Below are 15,968 nucleotides of genomic sequence, written 5' to 3'. Positions count from 1 at the left end.
GACAGAGCCCGTCGGCCGGCGCGGCCGGCGGACGCGGGCCGCGAATTTGCGGGCGCTGCGGTTCACAGCGCAGCCCCGCCCCGGTAAACACGCCCTGCCCTCCATCGGAACGAGACGCCCCGCGTGATTGCCCGCATCCTCATCGTCGCCGTGCTCGTCCTCGGTCTCGCCGGCCTCGGCCTCTGGTTCCTCGGCCCGCGCGAGCCGGTGGACGCCACCATCAGCTTCGACGCGGCGAGCCTCGGCGACGACCCGACGAGCTACCTGGAGCGCATAGAGGCGGACGTGCCGAACCTGCGGCCGGCCGACGCCAAGGAGATCGTCTGGGCCTATCCGGCCTCGCGGGCGCGCACGCCGCTCTCGATCGTCTATATCCACGGCTTCTCCGCCTCGAAGGCGGAGGTGCGCCCCCTCGCCGACAAGGTGGCCGCGGCGCTCGGCGCCAATCTCTTCTACACCCGCCTCTCCGGCCACGGCCGCGACGGTGCCGCGATGGGCGAGGCGAGCGTCAACGACTGGGTCAACGATCTGGCGGAGGCGACCGCCATCGGGCGCGCGCTGGGCAACCGGGTCATCGTGATCGGCAATTCGACGGGCGGCACGCTCGCCACCTACGGCGCCACCCTTCCCGGCGTGATGGAGGATGTGGGCGGCCTCGTCCTGCTCTCGCCGAACTTCCGGCTCCTGGACCGCTGGGCCTTCCTGCTCGACCTGCCCTTCGCCCGCGATCTCCTGCCGCTGATCGGCGGGGAGACGCGCTCCTTCACGCCGCGCTCGCCGGAGCAGGCGGAGCACTGGACGACGAGCTACCCGACGACCGCGCTCCTGCCGATGGCCGCGCTCCTGCGCGCCGTCGCCCGGATCGACGTCGGCCGCATCGACCTGCCGCTCCTCGCCCTCTTCTCGCCCGCCGACCAGGTGGTGGACGCGGCGGCGACGGAGGCGCTCGTCGCCGCCTGGGGCGGGCCCCACGCGGCCGTCGAAGTCCCGGTGACCGGCGATCCGGCGAACCACGTCATCGCCGGCGACATACTGTCCCCGCAGACGACGGACGCGCTGGCCGCGCGCATCGTCGCCTGGATCGAGGCGCTGCCGGCGCGGTGAGCGCGCCGCGGCCGCATCTGGCGCCCCTTCGCCCTCAGTCGAGATAGAAGGACCGGCGGCCCTCGCGCAGCGCCTGATCGCGGGTCAGCCCGACATCGCGCAGCTGGTCCGGCGTCAGGTCGAGAAGCGCGCGGCGCGAACGACGGAGCGCGGCCTCGCGGGTCATCCAGACGACGAGACGACGGACGAAGGAGGGGCGTGCATCCACTTCGACCGAGCGGCGCCCCGGCACGCGCGGCAAGAGCGGCACGGCGCGCCCGATTGTACCCCTATCGAATTCAACGCTCGTCATATTGTCACCCTTCCCCGCCGGCATTGCGGTGACATTGCGTAGCCTTGACCCTCATTGTCCTGCAAGATAGATAATTGTCCCCATGACAAGTTGGTCTCCCAAACCCGTCGACGGCGAAGGCCCGTTCTACGCGCGCCTGGCGGACGGGATCGAACAGGCCGTCGCCGACGGCGCCGTGGCCGGCGGCGAGAAACTGCCGCCGCAGCGCAATCTCGCCTACGACCTCGGGGTGACAATCGGTACAATCGGCCGGGCCTATGCGCTGCTGCGCGAGCGCGGCATCGTGTCCGGCGAGGTCGGGCGCGGCACCTACGTGCTCGACCGCGAGACCGGCGCCGCCGAGCATGGAGCGGACCGCTTCGCGCAGTCTTTCTTCGGCACGCGCATGGTGGAGACGCCGCCCGACAAGCTGCGCTTCGACACGACGGCCGCGCCGGACATCGCGCAAGGGGCGATCATCGGCACCGTGCTCGGGGAGATCGCCGCGCAGCAGCCGCTGGAGGTGGCGAGCTATTCGCGCACCACGCCGGAGGACTGGCTGGACGCGGGCGTGCGCTGGCTCTCGCGCAACGGCTGGAGCCCGGCGAAGGAGGATATCGTGCCGACGCAAGGGGCGACGGCCGCCGCCCTCTCCGTCATCACCGCCATGTCGGCGCCTGGCGACCGCATCGCCTTCGAGACGCTGACCTACAGTTTCATGGCCCGCAGCGCCCGTCTGGCGGGACGGCGCACGATCTCGGTGGAGACCGACGCGGACGGGATGGTGCCGGAGGATTTCGAGCGCGTCTGCGCCCAGCAGCATCCCAAGATCGCCTTCCTCATGCCGACGATTCACAATCCGACGCTCGCCATCCTCCCCGAGTCGCGCCGGCGCGCCATCGCCGAGATCGCCCAGCGATACGGCGTCTGGCTGATCGAGGACGATCTCTACGGCGCCATGTCGGACGATCCGACGCCCCTTGTCGCGAGCTTCGCGCCGGACCGCACTTTCGTCGTCGGCGGCCTGTCGAAGAGCGTGGCGGCCGGCCTGCGCGGCGGCTGGGTCGCCTGCCCGCCGCATGTCGCCCAGCGGCTGAAGGTGACGCACAAGCTCCTGACGGGCGGGCTCTCCTACGTCCTGGCCGAGGCCGGCGCGCGGCTCGTCCTGTCGGGCGCGGCGGGCGACCTCTCCCGGCGCAGCATGGAGGAGATCGCCGCGCGGCATGCGCTCGTCTCGCGGATTTTCGCGGGCTACGAGTTCGCCTCGCACCGCTACTGCCCGTTCATCTGGCTGAAACTGCCCGAGCCGTGGCTGTCCGGCACGTTCAAGGCCGCCGCGGCGAAGCTCGACATCCTCATCGACGACGAGGACGAGTACAAGGCGGAGCGCATGGACCGCAGCTTCCACCGCTCCCGAATGGCCTTCTCGTCGATGAACCGGGCGGGCGTCGAGGAAGGCTTCACGCAGCTGCGCCGCCTCCTCGATTCGGGCGCCGCCGGCTACGACGGCGACGCCTGATCGATCGTCAGATCAGGAGATCGGCGACGATCTGGTCGTTGGTGATGTCCTGGTAGCGGATGCCGTTGGCGGCGAAGCGCTGCAGCAGCGTCTCGAAATTCGCCGGGTCCTTGGTCTCGATGCCCAAGAGGATGGAGCCGAAGTCGCGGGCCGACTTCTTCAGGTATTCGAAGCGGGCGATGTCGTCGTCCGGGCCGAGAAGGTTGAGGAAGTCGCGCAGGGCGCCGGGGCGCTGGGGCAGGCGCAGGATGAAGTATTTCTTCGAGCCCTCGAAGCGCAGCGCGCGCTCCTTCACGTCCGGCAGGCGCTCGAAGTCGAAATTGCCGCCGGAGACGACCGCGACCACGGTCTTGCCGGCGATCTCGGGGGCCAGATCGCGCAGCGCGTCGATGGCCAGCGCGCCGGCGGGCTCCACGACGATTCCCTCGACGTTCAGCATCTCCAGCATGGTGCGGCAGAGCCGCCCTTCCGGCGCCAGGATCACGTCGTCCGGGGTGAAGCGCTGCAGGATGGAGAAGGGCAGCGCGCCGATCTCGGCGACGGCCGCCCCGTCCACGAAGCCTTCGAGCTGCGGCAGGCGCAGGAGGCGGCCGGCGTCGAGGCTGGCCTTGAGGCTCGGCGCGCCGAGCGGCTCGACGAAGCGCAGCGCCGTCTCCGGCCGGTCCTCGAAATAGCGCGCCATGCCGGAGGCGAGCCCGCCGCCGCCGACCGGCAGCACCATCATGTCGATCGTCTCGTCGCCGATCTGCTCGAGGATCTCGCGCGCGACGCTCGCCTGGCCCTCCACGATGTCGGCATGGTCGAAGGGCGGCACCATGGCGGCCCCGCTCTCGCGCGCATAGGTCTTGGCGGCGGCGTAGCAGTCGTCGAAGAAATCGCCGACGAGCTCGACCTCGATCGCCTCGCCGCCGAAGGCGCGCGTCTTGTCGATCTTCTGCTGCGGAGCGGTCACCGGCATGAAGACGCGGCCCTTCAGGCCGAAGAAGCGGCAGGCGAAGGCGAAGCCCTGCGCGTGGTTGCCGGCCGAGGCGCAGCAGAAGGCGCGCGTGGCGTCGCCCGCCTCCATGCGCTTGCGCATGAAGTTGAAGGCGCCGCGCAGCTTGTAGGAGCGCACCGGCGTCAGGTCCTCGCGCTTCAGATAGATGCGCGCCCCGTAGCGGGCCGAGAGGAACTCGTTCAGCTGCAGCGGGGTGGCGGGAAAGAGCGCGCGCAGCGCGGTCTCGGCGCGGGCGACGCCGGATTTGAAATCGTCGTTGGACATGGAAGGTCTTCGCTTTCGCAAGGCGCGGCGTCGAGCCCGCCCGTCGGTCTGGCACACGAGCCGCGGAGGGCGCGGCATCGGCCGCCCGCCCCTTCGCGGTCTCGGACTTCGCGCCGTCGGGCCCCGCCGGGAAGGACCCTCAGAAGGCGCCGGCGGTTCCACCGGCGGCGGTAATGAGCCCGCGCACGCCGCCGGGCGAGGAGAGGCGTCTGGTCATGGCGCGCCTCCTTCCGGTCCGGCGTTTCGTTGCCGCCTCATTTCTTCCAAGCGCGCGCGTTTGTAAAGCGGGCGCCCTCACAGGAAGAGATCGACGAGCTGGAACGTCTCGACATCGACGAGCCCCTTGTCGGAGATGCGAAGGCTGGGGATGACGACGAGGGCGAGCAGCGAGTGCTGCATCACCGCGTTGTTCAGCTCGCAGCCGCAGTCGCGCATGGCCGCGATCAGCCGGTCGGCCTTGGCCGCCACGATCTCGGCGCGCTCGTTCGACATGAGGCCGGCGACCGGCATCTCGATGATCGCCTTCTCCTCCCCGTCGGCGAAGAGCACGATGCCCCCGCCGACCTCGCCCAGCCGGTTGGCCGCGCGCGCCATCTCCTCGCGGTCGGTGCCCACGACGATCATGTGATGGGCGTCGTGCGCGACCGTCGAGGCCATGGCCATGCGGCCGCGATAACCGAAGCCCGAGACGAAGGCGTTCGACACCGTCCCGCTCGCCCGGTGCCGCTCGACGACGGCGATCTGCGCGACGTCCCTTCTCTCGTCGCCCTCCACCAGCCCGTCGCGCACGGAGAGTTCGGCCGTCAGCGCCCTTGTCGGCGCCTGGTTCTCGACGACGCCGATGACGCGGGCGGTGACGGCGTTGGCGCCGGCGGGCGCGGCGATCGCGAAATCGCCGGCCTGGAGGCGCTTGCCGAGCTTCACCGTGCCCATGGCGCTCGGCGGATAGTCGTAAGGGGCGAGCTCGACCTCCAGAAGGCCGGCCGAGGCGAGGCGCAGGCCGCGCGCATAGACCGCGTCGATGGCAAGGCTCGCCAGATCCGAGACGATCAGGAAGTCGGCCCGGCGCCCGGGCGTGACCGAGCCGATCTCGCGCTCGAGGCCGAAATGCTCGGCCGTGTTGATCGTCGCCATCTGGATCGCGACCATCGGCTTCAGCCCTTGCGCGATGGCGTGGCGCACCACGCGGTCCATGTGGCCCTCGCGCACGAGCGTGCCGGAATGGCAGTCGTCGGTGCACAGGACGAAGTGGCGCGAGTCGAGTCCCATCTCGGTGATCGCGCGCAGCTGGGCCGCCACGTCGTACCAGGCCGAGCCGAGGCGCAGCATGGCCTTCATGCCCTGGCGCACGCGCGCGGCCGCATCCTCCATGCGCGTGCCCTCGTGGTCGTCCTGCGGGCCGCCGGCGACATAGGCGTGGAAGGGCCGGCCGAGATCGGGCGAGGCGTAGTGGCCGCCCACCGTCTTGCCGGCGCGCAGCGTGGCGGCGATCTCGCCGACCATCAGGGGATCGTTGGCGACGACGCCCGGAAAGTTCATCACCTCGCCGAGCCCGACGATCTGCGGCCAGCCCATCGCCTCCTCCACGTCGGCGGGCCCGAGCACGGCGCCGCCCTCCTCCAGCCCCGGCGCGGAGGGCACGCAGGAGGGCATCTGCACGAAGACGTTGACCGGCTGCACCGCCGCCTCGTCGTGCATCAGCCGCACGCCGGCGAGCCCGAGCACGTTGGCGATCTCGTGCGGGTCGACGAACATCGAGGTCGTGCCGTGCGGGATCACCGCGCGGCAGAACTCGGTGACGGTGACCATGCCGCTCTCCACATGCATGTGCGCGTCGCACAGGCCCGGCACGACATAGCGCCCCTCCGCCTCCACGATCACCGTGTCCGGCCCCGCCGTGTGCCCGCCGTCCGGCCCGCACCAAGCGAAGCGCCCGTCCTTCACGGCGATGTCGCAGCCCGCCAGGACCTCGCCCGAATGCACGTTCACCCAGCGGCACCCGCGCACGAGGAGATCGGCCGGCGCGCGGCCCGCCGCCACGTCCACCAGAGCCGGCGCGACGGCATGGAAGGGTCGCAGGGTCTGCGCTGTCATGGCGGCGGTCCTCGAAGGCTCGAGCGAAAGGGACGGGCCCTGCTTAGCAGCCCCCGCCCCCGCCCTTCCACCCCCGCGCCCCGACCAGAATACGTTTGCAACCCCGCCGCCGAGCCGCGATAAAGGACGGCACGCACGACCCGCCCGCCGAAACGCTCTTTGACATAACGCAGCAATGCCAGCCGCTTGGCTGCAAGAGGCTCCCCCGCCCACGCGGGGATCGACCCTGCCGCCGGTCCATTTCCTTGAGATTGTCGGCGGCTCCCCCGCCCACGCGGGGATCGACCCTCTTAGCGGCTCCGCGTATCCCCAGACCGCCGGGCTCCCCCGCCCACGCGGGGATCGACCCGGCAGTAGCGAACCCAGCGGCTTTAATGGCGGGGCTCCCCCGCCCACGCGGGGATCGACCCCGACGAGGCCGCCCTCACCGTTCATATCGGAGGGCTCCCCCGCCCACGCGGGGATCGACCCCGCGTCGGGGTTCTCAAGGATGCGGTAGGATCGGCTCCCCCGCCCACGCGGGGATCGACCCCCCACGACGATGACCGTCACCGACCTGCCGATGGCTCCCCCGCCCACGCGGGGATCGACCCGCGGATGGGGCTGAAGAGGAAATCGAGGTCGTGGCTCCCCCGCCCACGCGGGGATCGACCCCCCTGGGTCGTCGCGCTCACCTTCACCGTCACGGCTCCCCCGCCCACGCGGGGATCGACCGTCGATCGTGGTGGAGGTGGTGGTCATTGCGGTGGCTCCCCCGCCCACGCGGGGATCGACCTGGCCCATCGCCTGCTGATGGAGTGCCGTGTCCGGCTCCCCCGCCCACGCGGGGATCGACCCATCAAACCACCGTTCTTCCATCCATTCACTTCGGCTCCCCCGCCCACGCGGGGATCGACCCCACAGTGTCTCCAGTAAGACCGTGGTGGAAATGGCTCCCCCGCCCACGCGGGGATCGACCCTTCAGAGGGATATTCCCGACCTCTGACGCCGGGGCTCCCCCGCCCACGCGGGGATCGACCCAATCTCGCCCACGAGCACGTCGTGTGCGCTGCGGCTCCCCCGCCCACGCGGGGATCGACCTGCCCGAGAGGGCGAGCGGTTGAGGCAAGCCTGGGCTCCCCCGCCCACGCGGGGATCGACCTTAGGAGGCTGATATTCCTGAAATAGGAAGCGCGGCTCCCCCGCCCACGCGGGGATCGACCTCACCTCGGGCCGGGCGAGGAATTCCAGATGCAGGCTCCCCCGCCCACGCGGGGATCGACCCTTGCCGCTGGTGCGCACGACGAAGGTGCCGGGGGCTCCCCCGCCCACGCGGGGATCGACCCCAGCTACTGGGGTCGGTGGACACCAAGATCGCGGCTCCCCCGCCCACGCGGGGATCGACCCTGCTCCTTCGAGACAGTCATGTCGTTCTCCTGGGCTCCCCCGCCCACGCGGGGATCGACCCGTCGTCAACCGCCGGCTGATGACGATGCGGAGGGCTCCCCCGCCCACGCGGGGATCGACCTGAGAAGGTGCGCGCGCTCTCGCTCGCGACCGCGGCTCCCCCGCCCACGCGGGGATCGACCCGCCCAGATGACGCATCGGGCCACGAAGTGGTGGGCTCCCCCGCCCACGCGGGGATCGACCCACCGTCACGCACTGGCGCGAGTTGGATTCGTCGGCTCCCCCGCCCACGCGGGGATCGACCCACTTACGCCCATGTCTGGGAAGGCGCCTACCTGGCTCCCCCGCCCACGCGGGGATCGACCCCGCTGTGGGCTTCATTGCCGGACGCCAATCCGGGCTCCCCCGCCCACGCGGGGATCGACCCTCAGCCGCCGAGGCCGCGTCCCGCGCCGCCTTGGCTCCCCCGCCCACGCGGGGATCGACCCAGTGCGGCCGACGATAAGAAGCCCGGCGATGTGGCTCCCCCGCCCACGCGGGGATCGACCCGCGGGCCGGCGCCGCCAGCTTAGCGCTGCCATGGCGCCCCCGCCCACGCGGGGATCGACCTTGCATGTCGAGTTCGCAGTGCTGGTCCAGCGTCAGTCCCCCGCCCACGCGGGGCCCGTCCCGAAAAATCCGGGCGCCGTCCGGTCGGCTCTTCCCAACCCTTTCGCGCCCGCATAGTCTGCAACCCTGGGTGAAGGGGCGGGAGGCCGGTCGTCTTGCAGTTTCCGATCGACGCGCCCTGGGCGAAGCTGCGGCCGCGCGAGGCGCCGCGGGAGTGGCATCCGCTGGTGGACCACGCCCACGACGTCGCGGCGGCGATGGAGGCGGTCTTGAGCCTGCCGTCCTTCGCCGGCCGGCTGGCGCGCCTCGCGGACCTTTCCTCGCTCGACGACGGCTGCCGCGCGCGGCTGGTCGTCCTCGCCTTCCTGCACGATCTGGGAAAGAGCAATCACGGGTTTCAGAACCGGGCCCTGCCCTTCGCGGCGGGCCTGGCGCGCGCCGGCCATATCGCGGAGGCCCCGATCGTGCTGCACGACGAAGCGCTCTGGGAGGCGGGCGGGCTGTCGCGGCTCGACACCTGGTTCGGCGAGGATTTCCACCGCTGTCTCGAGGTCTTCGCCAGCGTCCTCGCCCATCACGGCGCGCCGCCCGCCGAGATCGTCCGCCGGGAGGCGGCGCAGCGCCACCTGCCGCTCTGGGCGCCGGCCAGGCGCGTGCCGAGCGCGGATGTCGCCGCGCTCGTGGCCGAGGCCGAACGCTGCTGGCCGCAGGCCTTCGCGCCGGGCGCCCCGCTGCCGAAGGCGCCGGCCTTCTGGCACCATTATCTCGGCCTCCTGCAGCTCGCCGACTGGCTCGGCTCGGACGAGAGCGAGGACGCCTTTCCCTTCGCCGAGCCCGGCGACGGGCCGCGCGCCGGTTTCGCGAGAGCGCGGGCCCGGCGGCTGCTGCGCGATCTCGGCCTCGACGTGGAGCGCTTCCGCCCCGCGGACGCGCCGCCCGCCGACTTCTCCGCCGTCAGCGATTTCGCGCCGACCGCGATCCAGCGCCTCGCCGGGGAGGCGCCGGGGCCGGTCGTGGTGATGGAATCGGAGACCGGCTCGGGCAAGACGGAAGGCGCGCTCTACCGTTTCGCCCGCCTCTTCATGACCGGCCGGGTGGACGGGCTCTATCTGGCGCTGCCGACCCGCGTCGCCGCCACGCGCATGTTCGAGCGCGTGCGCGAGGCGCGCGACCGGCTGTTTCCCGATCCGGACCGCCGGCCCGTCGTGGTGCGCGCGCTGCCCGGGGATGCGGGGGCGGACGAGGCGGGCGTGCGCCCGCTGCCCGACTTCACGGCCGAATGGAGCGACGCGCCGGACGCGGCCGAGCGCCGCCGCCGCTGGGCGGCCGAGCGGCCGAAGCGCTTTCTCGCCGCCCCGATCGCCGTCGGCACGATCGATCAGGCGCTGCTCGGCGCCGTGCGCAGCCCCCATGCGCAGATGCGCTCCAGCCTCCTGTCGCGCTCGCTGCTCGTGGTCGACGAGGTGCACGCCTCCGACCCCTACATGACGGCGCTCCTCGCCAACCTTCTCGCGCAGCATCGCGCCGCCGGCGGCGAGGCGCTGCTCCTCTCGGCGACCCTCGGCGCCGCCGCGCGCACGGCGCTGCTGCAGGCGGGCCTGCCGCGCCGCCGCCGGCAGGCGGAGCCCGGCTTCGACGAGGCCGTGGCCCTGCCCTACCCCTCCGTCTCCACCCTGTCGGCGGGGCGCATCGAGACGCAAGGGGCGCAGAGCCGCGGCCGCGAGAAGCGCGTCCGTCTCCGCCCGCAGGCGCTCGGCGACGAGCCGGACAAAGTGGCGCGTCTGGCGCTCGACGCGGCCCGGGCCGGCGCACGCGTCCTCGTGATGCGCAACACGGTCGGCGACGCGGTGGCCACGCGCCGGGCGCTGGAGGCGCTCGCCCCGGGCGACGGCGTCCAGTTCGGCCTGGAGGGGCGGCCGACGCTGCATCACGGGCGCTTCGCGCGCGCCGACCGGCGGCGGCTGGACGCGGCGGTGGAGGCCGCCTTCGGCAAGAGCGCGCCGCGCGCGGGCGGGCTCGTCCTCGTGGGCACGCAGACGCTGGAGATCAGCCTCGACATCGACGCCGACCTCGTCGTCACCGATCTCGCGCCGATGGACGTGCTGCTGCAGCGCCTTGGCCGCCTGCACCGGCACGAGCGGGCCCGCCCGCCGGGCTTCGAGGCGCCCTGCGTCCACGTGCTCGTGCCCGCCGGCTTCGACGAGGCGCTCGCGGCCCAGCGGCGCGGAAGCGGCGGGCCGCACGGGTTCGGCTCCGTCTATCGCGACCTTCTCGTCCTGGAGGCGACGCGCCGCCTCGTCCTCGCCGAGCCCGAATGGTCGATCCCCGCCGCCAACCGCCGTCTCGTGGAGGCCGCGACCCATCCCGACCGCATCGACGACCTCGCGTCGGACCTCGCGAGCCTCGACCCGTTCTGGCAGACCGTGCACATGGCCCGGCAGGGGCGGGACTCGGCCGCGCAGGGCAGCGCGAGGAGCGTGTCCATCGAGTGGGACAGACCGATGACGGAATTCTCGCTCGCCGAGGACGCGGCGACGCGGCTCGGCGGCCGCGAGGCCGAGATCGTCTTCGACCCGCCCCTGCCCGGTCCGTTCGGCGACCCCGTCGCCCGGCTGGTCGTGCCGAGCCATCTCAACCCGGCAGGGGCGTTCGAGCCCGTGGAAATCCGGCCGGGCGCCGAAGGCTTCACCTTCACGCTCGCCGACCGCGCCTTCGTCTACGACAGCTACGGGCTGCGGGCGGAACGGCCCGTCTGAACGCTCCGCGCGGGCGGAGAAGGCGCCTTCGCGACGCAGAACCCCAACAAGAGAAGAGGTCGATCCCCGCGTGGGCAGGGTCCGTCGATTATCGCTCGGAAGAACGCAGGAGGACAATCCCATCAAAGGTTGCAGTGCAGCGACGATTGGGGCTTGACCTCTCGCGCGCGGGTTGCTGAGTTTCACATAACAAGAGAAGGTTCGGCCTCTGATGGATTTGCTGCAGGATTCCCTGATTCGCATCGTCGATACGGCAGGCGCTTCCGACGGCGTCAGCCTGCCCGGCCTCTACGAGAGGCTGGCGACGGACGGCGTCGCAAGCTTTCCCGGCCTGCGCGCGCATCAGCGCCATCCCTGGCACGCGCTCCTCTGCCAGCTCGGCGCGGTCGCCTGCCTGAAGGCCGGCCTCGACGCGCCGCCGCGGGAGGCGGGCGCATGGGCGGCGATCCTGCGCGCGCTGACGCCGGGCTTCCCGGACGGAGAGCCCTGGCGGCTCGTCTCGCCGGCGGACCAGCCGGCCTTCCTCCAGCCGCCGATCGGGCCGGTCGGCGCCCTCAACGCGGTGGCGACGCCCGACGAGCTGGACATGCTGGTCACCTCGCGCAACCACGACCTGAAGGTCGCGCGAATGGCCGATGCGGCGCCCGACGACTGGCTCTTCGCCCTCGTCGCGCTGCAGACGAGCGAAGGCTTCCTCGGCGCCGGCAATTTCGGCGTGTCCCGGATGAATGGGGGCTTCGCCAATCGCCCGGGCGTCGGTCTGGCCCCGCCGGGCGGTATCGGCGCGCATATATTCCGCGATATCCATCGTCTTATCAAGGCTTTCGACGACGTTCTCGAGCGCTTCGGCGAATACGAGCCGGAGGGTCCCGCCCTTCTCTGGCTGCAACCCTGGAACGGCGAGACCTCGATGCCGCGCAAGGGGCTGCATCCCTGGTACATCGAGATCTGCCGCCGGGTCCGGCTCGTGAGCGACGGCGACCGGCTGAGCGCCCGCGTCGGCAATTCCAAGGCCATGCGCGTCTTCATGGACAAGGCGGAGGCCGGCATCACGGGCGATCCGTGGACGCCGGTCGTCGCCGACGAGCGCGGGCGGCGCGCCCTGACCGTCGACGCGCGCGGCTTCGACTATCGGCGCCTCTCCGCCATCCTGTTCCAGAGCGGCATCGAGCCCGCTCTCCTGCAGCGCTTCGGCGAGGGCGAGGCGGGTCCGGGCTGGAGCCTCCTGTGCCGCGCCACCGCGCGCGGCCAGGGCAAGACCGAGGGCCATCACGAGCGCCGGGTGCCGATCCCGAGCAAGGCCGCCGCGCGGATGAAGGCGGGCGAGCTGCCGGCGCTCGCCGAGCTCGCGCAGGCCCGCATCCGGGAAGCGGGATTCGTGCGCTCGGCCCTGCGCTTCGGCCTCATGACGCTGTTCCAGAACGGGCCGGACCGCGACGGGTTCGATCCGCGCGATCCCTCCTCGGCGCGCCGGGCGGAGAGCTTCCTCGACCGGTTCCAGGCCGAGATCGACAGGGACTTCTTCGAGGCGCTGTTCCGCGAGGTCGAGGAGGCGAGCGCGGATGCGCGGCGGACCGCGCGCATCGCCTGGCTGGAGGATCTCTACCGGCGCGGGCGCGACACCGTGCTGCGCGGCGCCGCGTCGAGCACGCCGCGCTCGACCATGCGCAGCCACCGCGCGCTCGTGCGGGCCGAGGAGAACTATCGCCGCGCCTTCTACGGGGCGAAGGATCTCGACCTCTATTTCAGAAAGGTGAGCGATGCGGCCTGATCCAGTGCCCGAACCCGCCCCGCAGGACGCCCCCGAACGGGCGAGCGACGGCATCACGCGCCGCCTCGCCGCCGCGATCCGCGTCCTGCACAAGGTCGAGCAGCGCGGCGATCTGGCGGCGCTGCGGCGGATGGACCCCGCGCAGCCGCTGGCGCCCGCCTTCCAGCGCCTTCTCGTGCGCATCGCGCCAAAGGCGGGTCTGGAGCGGGCGAAGCGGATCGCGCTTCTCGCCAAGATCCTGGCGCTGCCGGCCGGCGCCGCGGCGCTGGAGAACGGGCGTCGCCCGCTCGGCCTCGCTCTGGCCGAGGAGAAGATCGCCGAGCGCCGGGTGCAGATGCTGATGACCGCGCGCGGCGAGGCGCTCGACGATGCGATCCTGCGGCTGGCGCGGCGTCTCGCGCGCAGGGGATCGCTGCCCTTCGTCGAGATCGGACAACTGCTTCTGGGCGGCGAGGACGAGGTCGAGGACACCCGCTACCGCATCGCCCGCGCCTATTGGACGAGCCGCGCCGCAAGCGAGGACGTCGCCCCCCCATCAAAGACCGGAGAGACCGAGGAATGACCGCCCGCTTCGTCCAGATCCACGCGCTGACCTCCTACGCGGCAGCCCTCCTCAACCGCGACGATTCCGGCCTTGCCAAGCGCATGCCCTTCGGCACGGCGGTGCGCACGCGCATCTCCTCGCAATGCCTGAAGCGCCACTGGCGCAAGGCGGACGGGCCCTTCGCGCTGTCGGCCATCGGGCCGGACATGGCGGTGCGCTCGCGCAAGCTGCCGGAGGAGCGCATCCTCACCGTGCTGGAGGCCGAGGGCGTCGGCTCGCCGGAAAGCCGAAAGGGCACGATCGACCAGCTCGCCATCGGCCTCTACGGCAAGAACGCGGCCAAGGACAAGAGTTCGCGCCAGGCCCTTCTCATCGGCGAGCCGGAGATCGCCTATCTCCTCGAAAAGGCGCGCGCCGCCGCCGCCGAGCCGGACGAGAAGGCGGCGGCGGCCGCCGTCGAGCGCCTGTTCAAGAAGGAGGAGAAGGCCAATCTCTCCGAGATGCTGAAGGCCAAGGGTCCGCTTCAGGCGGGGCTCGAGGCGGCGCTCTTCGGCCGCATGGTGACCTCCGATCCCGAAGCCAATACCGAGGCGCCGATCCACGTCGCCCATGCCTTCACCGTTCATGGAGAGCAGGCCGAGACGGACTATTTCACCGTCGTCGACGACCTGGAGACGGGCACCGGCGCGGGCGGCATCTTCGACACGGAACTGACCGCCGGCCTCTTCTACGTCTACGTGGTCGTCGACGTGGCGCTGCTGACGCGCAATCTGGGCGGCGACGCCGCGCTCGCCGGCAAGGTGGTGGAGCATCTCGTCCATCTCGTCGCCACAGTCTCGCCCGGCGCCAAGAAGGGCTCGACGGCCCCTTACGCCTATGCCGACCTCGTGCTGGTGGAGACCGGCCAGCGCCAGCCGCGCTCGCTCTCCAACGCCTTCCGCGTGCCGGTGAGGCCCAGCGTCGCGGACGCCGCAGAGGCACTGCAGGCCCAGCTCGTCAAGCTCGACGCCATGTATGGCGGCGGCGAGACGCGGCGGCTGTCGGCCCTCGACCCGATCCCCGCGCCGGCGGGCGCGGCCCCGATCTCGCAGACGATGCCGCTCGACGCCCTCGCCGCCGCCGTGGCGGCCGAGGTGGCCGGCACGGAGGCCTGAGCCCTTGCGCTTCCTCCTCCTGACGCTCGAGGCGCCGCTCATGGCCTTCGGCGACGAGATCGTCGACAATCGCGGCCGCGTGCGCGAGATGCCCGGCGCCTCCGGCCTCACGGGCCTCCTCGCCAACGCGCTCGGCTGGACGCGGGCCATGGCCCCGGCGCACCAGCGCCTGCAGGACCGGCTGGTCTTCGCCGTGCGCCTCGACCGGCCGGGCCAGGGTCTCGGCGACTTCCAGACCGCGCAGCTCGGCGCCGGCGACCGGGGCTGGACGACGCGCGGCGCGCCGGAGGGCCGCGCCGGCGGCGCGGGAACCTATGCCTCGCCGCATATCCGCTACCGCGACCTCGTCGCCGACGCCGCGCTCACCGTGGCGCTCGCCCTCGAGCCGGCGGAGGAGGCGCCGACCCTCGAGGATCTCGAGGCCGCGCTGGAGGCGCCCGCCCGGCCGCTCTTCCTCGGCCGCAAGCCCTGCCTGCCCTCGCGGCCCTTCCTGTCCGGCGAGCCGGGCCGGCGCCACGTGGCGGCGGCGAACGCGTTCGAGGCGCTGGCGCTCGCCCCGGCGGACGGGATCGAGGACGGCGACGGACACGCGCAAGGGCCCGTCGTCGTCGGCCCTGTCCCGTCCGGCCTGCCCGGCGCCTTCGAGACCCGCTTCGTGGCGGACCTGCGCAACTGGCGCGCCGGCTTGCATGGCGGCGGGCGCAGCTTCGCGCGCGGCCGCGCCGGACGGCTCGGGCGATCGGCGCCGGTGGAGGAGACGCGATGACGCTGCATCTCCTGCGCCTCGACCCTGATCCGCATCAGGCCGCGCGCTGGTTCGCGGCCGAACGGCTCGACCCGCGCCGCGGCGAGGACGACGGCTACGGCTGGCACGCCCTTCTCTGCGCCGCCTTCGGCAAGGAGGGCGCGCCCCGGCCCTTCCGCCTCCTGTCGCGCCGGGGGCGCCCGCCGCAGCTTCTGGCCTACAGCGCCGCGCCCCCGGCGGCGCTCGAGGAGACGGCCCGCGCCTTCGCCGATCCGCTCGCGCTGGCAGCCCTCGGGCTCGCCGAAGCACCGCTCGCGGCCAAGGCGATGCCGCAATTCGCGCAGGGCCGCCGGCTCGGCTTCACCGTGCGCCTGCGCCCGACCGTGCGCACCGACCGGGAGGGCGAGCGCAACCGGAGCGCGGAGATCGACGCCTATGTCGCCGCCCTGCGCGCCGCCGAACGCGAGGCCGCCGAGCCGCCCGCGCGCGCCGCGGTCTACGCCGCCTGGGCGCGGGGCAAGCTGGAAGCCGGCGGGGCGCGCGTCCTCGACCTCTCGCTCGACGGGCTGGACCGAACCAAGGTCGCCCGGCGCGGCAAGAACCGGCAGCTCGTCGGGGTCGACGGCCATGCCGCCGAGGCCAAGGGCGTGATCGAGGTGGCCGAGGCCGGGCTCTTCGCGCAATGCCTGGCGCGCGGCCTAGGGCGCCACCGCGCCTTCGGCTACGGCATGCTTCTCCTCTCTCCGGCCTGAGG

11 protein-coding genes and 1 CRISPR repeat array are annotated in these 15,968 nt (G+C 72.4%); of the genes, 8 read left to right on the top strand and 3 right to left on the bottom strand.

Annotated elements, in window-relative coordinates:
- Positions 1-123 precede the first annotated feature (123 nt).
- The gene (locus ASG48_RS03500) at positions 124-1,104 is read left to right on the top strand and encodes an alpha/beta fold hydrolase (protein ID WP_156381416.1); all 981 of its coding nucleotides are present in this window, start codon (positions 124-126) and stop codon (positions 1,102-1,104) included.
- Between the two features lie 34 nt (positions 1,105-1,138).
- Here ASG48_RS03500 and ASG48_RS18690 read toward each other — a convergent pair whose 3' ends face one another.
- Positions 1,139-1,396, bottom strand: a complete 258-nt coding sequence (locus tag ASG48_RS18690; RefSeq protein WP_244486714.1) for a DUF1127 domain-containing protein — start codon at positions 1,394-1,396, stop codon at positions 1,139-1,141.
- 82 nt (positions 1,397-1,478) lie between these two features.
- Between ASG48_RS18690 and ASG48_RS03490 the strand changes: the two genes are divergently transcribed.
- Entirely contained in the window at positions 1,479-2,894 is a 1,416-nt protein-coding gene (locus ASG48_RS03490) for a PLP-dependent aminotransferase family protein (RefSeq protein ID WP_055845150.1), read from the top strand.
- 7 nt (positions 2,895-2,901) lie between these two features.
- On the opposite strand, the gene ilvA is transcribed toward ASG48_RS03490, so the two are convergent.
- Positions 2,902-4,155 (bottom strand): threonine ammonia-lyase IlvA, encoded by a 1,254-nt coding sequence (ilvA, locus tag ASG48_RS03485; protein ID WP_055845147.1) that lies wholly within the window; start codon positions 4,153-4,155, stop codon positions 2,902-2,904.
- A 294-nt stretch (positions 4,156-4,449) separates the two neighbouring features.
- Positions 4,450-6,249 carry an adenine deaminase gene (gene ade / locus ASG48_RS03480; protein WP_055845144.1) on the bottom strand — a complete coding sequence of 600 codons (1,800 nt, stop codon included), beginning with the start codon at positions 6,247-6,249 and terminating at the stop codon, positions 4,450-4,452.
- A 198-nt stretch (positions 6,250-6,447) separates the two neighbouring features.
- Positions 6,448-8,306: a CRISPR direct-repeat array (repeat unit 28 nt; unit sequence GGCTCCCCCGCCCACGCGGGGATCGACC).
- A 93-nt stretch (positions 8,307-8,399) separates the two neighbouring features.
- Here ade and ASG48_RS03475 point away from each other — a divergent pair.
- The 6 genes from ASG48_RS03475 to cas6e all read left to right on the top strand — a co-directional run bounded on the left by ASG48_RS03475 (position 8,400) and on the right by cas6e (position 15,966).
- The gene (locus ASG48_RS03475; protein ID WP_055845141.1) at positions 8,400-11,000 is read left to right on the top strand and encodes a CRISPR-associated helicase/endonuclease Cas3; all 2,601 of its coding nucleotides are present in this window, start codon (positions 8,400-8,402) and stop codon (positions 10,998-11,000) included.
- 211 nt (positions 11,001-11,211) lie between these two features.
- On the top strand, positions 11,212-12,771 hold the full coding sequence (locus tag ASG48_RS03470; RefSeq protein WP_055845137.1) for a hypothetical protein: 1,560 nt from the start codon (positions 11,212-11,214) through the stop codon (positions 12,769-12,771).
- Positions 12,761-13,333, top strand: a complete 573-nt coding sequence (locus ASG48_RS03465; RefSeq protein ID WP_156381415.1) for a hypothetical protein — start codon at positions 12,761-12,763, stop codon at positions 13,331-13,333. Before ASG48_RS03470 ends, ASG48_RS03465 begins: the two co-directional genes overlap by 11 nt.
- Positions 13,330-14,469 (top strand): type I-E CRISPR-associated protein Cas7/Cse4/CasC, encoded by a 1,140-nt coding sequence (cas7e, locus tag ASG48_RS03460; RefSeq protein WP_055845132.1) that lies wholly within the window; start codon positions 13,330-13,332, stop codon positions 14,467-14,469. Before ASG48_RS03465 ends, cas7e begins: the two co-directional genes overlap by 4 nt.
- A 4-nt stretch (positions 14,470-14,473) precedes the next feature.
- Entirely contained in the window at positions 14,474-15,235 is a 762-nt protein-coding gene (cas5e, locus tag ASG48_RS03455) for a type I-E CRISPR-associated protein Cas5/CasD (RefSeq protein WP_200939555.1), read from the top strand.
- The gene (gene cas6e, locus ASG48_RS03450) at positions 15,232-15,966 is read left to right on the top strand and encodes a type I-E CRISPR-associated protein Cas6/Cse3/CasE (protein WP_055845129.1); all 735 of its coding nucleotides are present in this window, start codon (positions 15,232-15,234) and stop codon (positions 15,964-15,966) included. The genes cas5e and cas6e overlap by 4 nt, the downstream gene beginning before the upstream one ends.
- The last annotated feature ends 2 nt before the right edge of the window (positions 15,967-15,968 follow it).

It is taken from the genome of Aurantimonas sp. Leaf443, from assembly GCF_001425575.1.
GTDB lineage: Bacteria > Pseudomonadota > Alphaproteobacteria > Rhizobiales > Rhizobiaceae > Leaf443.
The sequence above is the reverse complement of the archived record's forward strand: the minus strand, read 5'-3'. Positions and strand labels throughout refer to the sequence as shown.

What these genes read in the sequence shown, in the direction of transcription:
- ASG48_RS18690 (WP_244486714.1), bottom strand. Translation starts at nt 1,396, where the DNA reads ATGACGAGCGTTGAATTCGATAGGGGTACAATCGGGCGCGCCGTGCCG.
- ASG48_RS03490 (WP_055845150.1), top strand. Translation starts at nt 1,479, where the DNA reads ATGACAAGTTGGTCTCCCAAACCCGTCGACGGCGAAGGCCCGTTCTAC.
- ilvA (WP_055845147.1), bottom strand. Translation starts at nt 4,155, where the DNA reads ATGTCCAACGACGATTTCAAATCCGGCGTCGCCCGCGCCGAGACCGCG.
- ade (WP_055845144.1), bottom strand. Translation starts at nt 6,249, where the DNA reads ATGACAGCGCAGACCCTGCGACCCTTCCATGCCGTCGCGCCGGCTCTG.
- ASG48_RS03470 (WP_055845137.1), top strand. Translation starts at nt 11,212, where the DNA reads ATGGATTTGCTGCAGGATTCCCTGATTCGCATCGTCGATACGGCAGGC.
- ASG48_RS03465 (WP_156381415.1), top strand. Translation starts at nt 12,761, where the DNA reads ATGCGGCCTGATCCAGTGCCCGAACCCGCCCCGCAGGACGCCCCCGAA.
- cas7e (WP_055845132.1), top strand. Translation starts at nt 13,330, where the DNA reads ATGACCGCCCGCTTCGTCCAGATCCACGCGCTGACCTCCTACGCGGCA.
- cas6e (WP_055845129.1), top strand. Translation starts at nt 15,232, where the DNA reads ATGACGCTGCATCTCCTGCGCCTCGACCCTGATCCGCATCAGGCCGCG.